General features: G+C 64.5%; 2 protein-coding genes and 2 pseudogenes. 3 read left to right on the plus strand and 1 reads right to left on the minus strand.

What is annotated here, in order from left to right:
* From WBQ44_RS14025 to WBQ44_RS14035, 3 genes and pseudogenes are all read left to right on the plus strand, one after another.
* Nucleotides 1-261: pseudogene (locus WBQ44_RS14025) on the plus strand (NAD-dependent epimerase/dehydratase family protein); the annotation flags it as partial.
* A complete protein-coding gene (locus WBQ44_RS14030) occupies nucleotides 258-1,367 on the plus strand; it encodes a lysophospholipid acyltransferase family protein (RefSeq protein ID WP_495567288.1) in 1,110 nt (369 codons plus the stop codon). The pseudogene WBQ44_RS14025 and the gene WBQ44_RS14030, both read left to right, overlap by 4 nt.
* Before the next feature lie 13 nt (nucleotides 1,368-1,380).
* The gene (locus WBQ44_RS14035; RefSeq protein ID WP_495567289.1) at nucleotides 1,381-1,869 is read left to right on the plus strand and encodes a GNAT family N-acetyltransferase; all 489 of its coding nucleotides are present in this window, start codon (nucleotides 1,381-1,383) and stop codon (nucleotides 1,867-1,869) included.
* Between the two features lie 17 nt (nucleotides 1,870-1,886).
* Here WBQ44_RS14035 and WBQ44_RS14040 read toward each other — a convergent pair.
* Nucleotides 1,887-2,035 (minus strand): annotated as a pseudogene (locus WBQ44_RS14040) (HAD family hydrolase); the annotation flags it as partial.

Genomic DNA, 2,035 nt, shown 5'->3' on the forward strand with positions numbered 1-2,035 from the left:
CGCGAGTTCACCACCGAGCAACTCGACTACTTCCATTTCGGATGCGGCCTCGACACCACTCGAATGCGAAGCGACCTCGGCTTCGAGCCTCGATGGACTACGGTGCAGGCATTCGACGACTTCGTGCGCGGGGCGGCGCTACGGCCCGTACTGGGCACCGAATGGGTGGATTCGGTGGAAAGACGACTCCTGGCAACGGTCGACGCAGGTGCGAGCGTGTCCAAGACTGCACTGGCGGCAACGTCGGGACGGGAAAGGTGAACGAGGTGGCGAAGGTGATCCCGCTGCACGGCACCGGCACCGGCCGGGACCGCAGCGACCGAGGTGTACGACGCGACAGAGACGACCGGGGCAGAGACAGCAAGGGCACTGCCAACGATCGCCGCCGCGACGACGAGAGCCGTAGCCGGCACCCGTCCTCGTACGCGGACCCGACTCCTCCCATTCCGCTGATCACTCCCACCGCGCCGCCCTCGGTCCCGTCGGCGATCCCGCAGGAGACGACCCCGGTCGACGCCGCGAAAGCGAAACTGGTCGAACAGATTTCGGGCACAGCCGAATTTCTTCGTCGCAGGCTCGCGGGCGACTACAGCGTCGACGAGTTCGGCTACGACCCGCACTTCGCCGACGCCGTGTGGTTGCCGCTCCTACGTCCCCTGTTCGACAAATGGTTCCGCGTCGAGATCAAGGGCATCGAGAACATCCCGGACGACGGCGGTGCGTTGGTCGTCGCCAATCACGCCGGTGTCATCCCGGTCGATGCGCTCATGACCTCGGTCGCGGTACGCGATCATCACCCAGCGCACCGACCACTGCGAATGTTGGCTGCGGACATGGCCTTCGAGATGCCGGGCGTCGGAACCATCGCGCGAAAAGCCGGCCACACCCTCGCCTGCAATCCAGACGCCGAACGATTGCTGCGCATGGGTGAACTGGCGGCGGTGTTCCCGGAAGGCTTCAAGGGCATCGGCAAACCGTTCAGCGAACGGTACAAGCTGCAGCGATTCGGCCGTGGTGGCTTCGTGTCGGCTGCGCTCAAAACCGGCGCGCCCATCATTCCGTGCTCCATCGTCGGATCCGAGGAGATCTACCCCAAGATCGGCGACATCACTCCGCTCGCTCGGCTGATGGGCATGCCGTACTTTCCTGTCACGCCGTTCTTTCCGCACCTCGGGCCGCTCGGACTCATTCCGCTTCCGTCCAAGTGGTACATCGAGTTCGGCAAGCCGATTCCCACCGATTCGTACGACGCCCAGGCCTCCGAGGACCCGATGGTGTTGTTCGAGCTCACCGACCACGTTCGCGAAACCATCCAGCACACCCTCTACCGATTGCTGGCCAAGCGGCGAAACGTGTTTCTGGGCTGAGTAGTGTTTTCTCGTGCTGATACGAGACTCCACCACCGAGGACCTTCCCGCGATACTCGACATTCACAACGACGCCATCCGCAACACGACGGCGATCTGGGACGAAACAGAGGTCGGCCTACCCGAGCGGATGGCATGGCTCGACGGGCGTCTGCGCGCCGGATACCCGGTGCTCACGGCGGTCGTCGACGGCCGCGTCGCGGGGTACGCGTCGTACGCGCAGTGGCGACCGAAAAGCAGCTACCGCCTCACCGTCGAGCATTCGGTTTACGTGTCCAACGACTTTCACCGCAGAGGCATCGCAAGCGCGCTGCTGACCGAGCTGATCGTGCGCGCGAAATCCGCGGGCATTCACGCACTGGTCGGCGTCATCGAATCGCGCAACACCACATCCATCGCGTTGCACGAGAAATTCGGCTTCGTCGTGGTGGGGCAGATGCCGGAGGTCGGCATCAAATTCGGCCGGTGGCTCGACCTGACCCTGATGCAGTTGACCGTGTGAACAGGCACTGCGAAAGGTCAGGGTGCGCCGCGGCGCCCGATGACCGCGGCAAGCCCGCCGCCGACGGCACCGAGTGCGAGTGCCGTCGGGACGCCGATCTTGGCTGCTTTGCGACCGGTTCGGAAGTCGCGAATCTCCCACCCGCGGTTCTTCGCCACTTCCCGCA

It is taken from the genome of Rhodococcus sp. (in: high G+C Gram-positive bacteria) (genome assembly GCF_049591685.1).
In the GTDB taxonomy this organism is placed as follows: domain Bacteria; phylum Actinomycetota; class Actinomycetes; order Mycobacteriales; family Mycobacteriaceae; genus Rhodococcoides.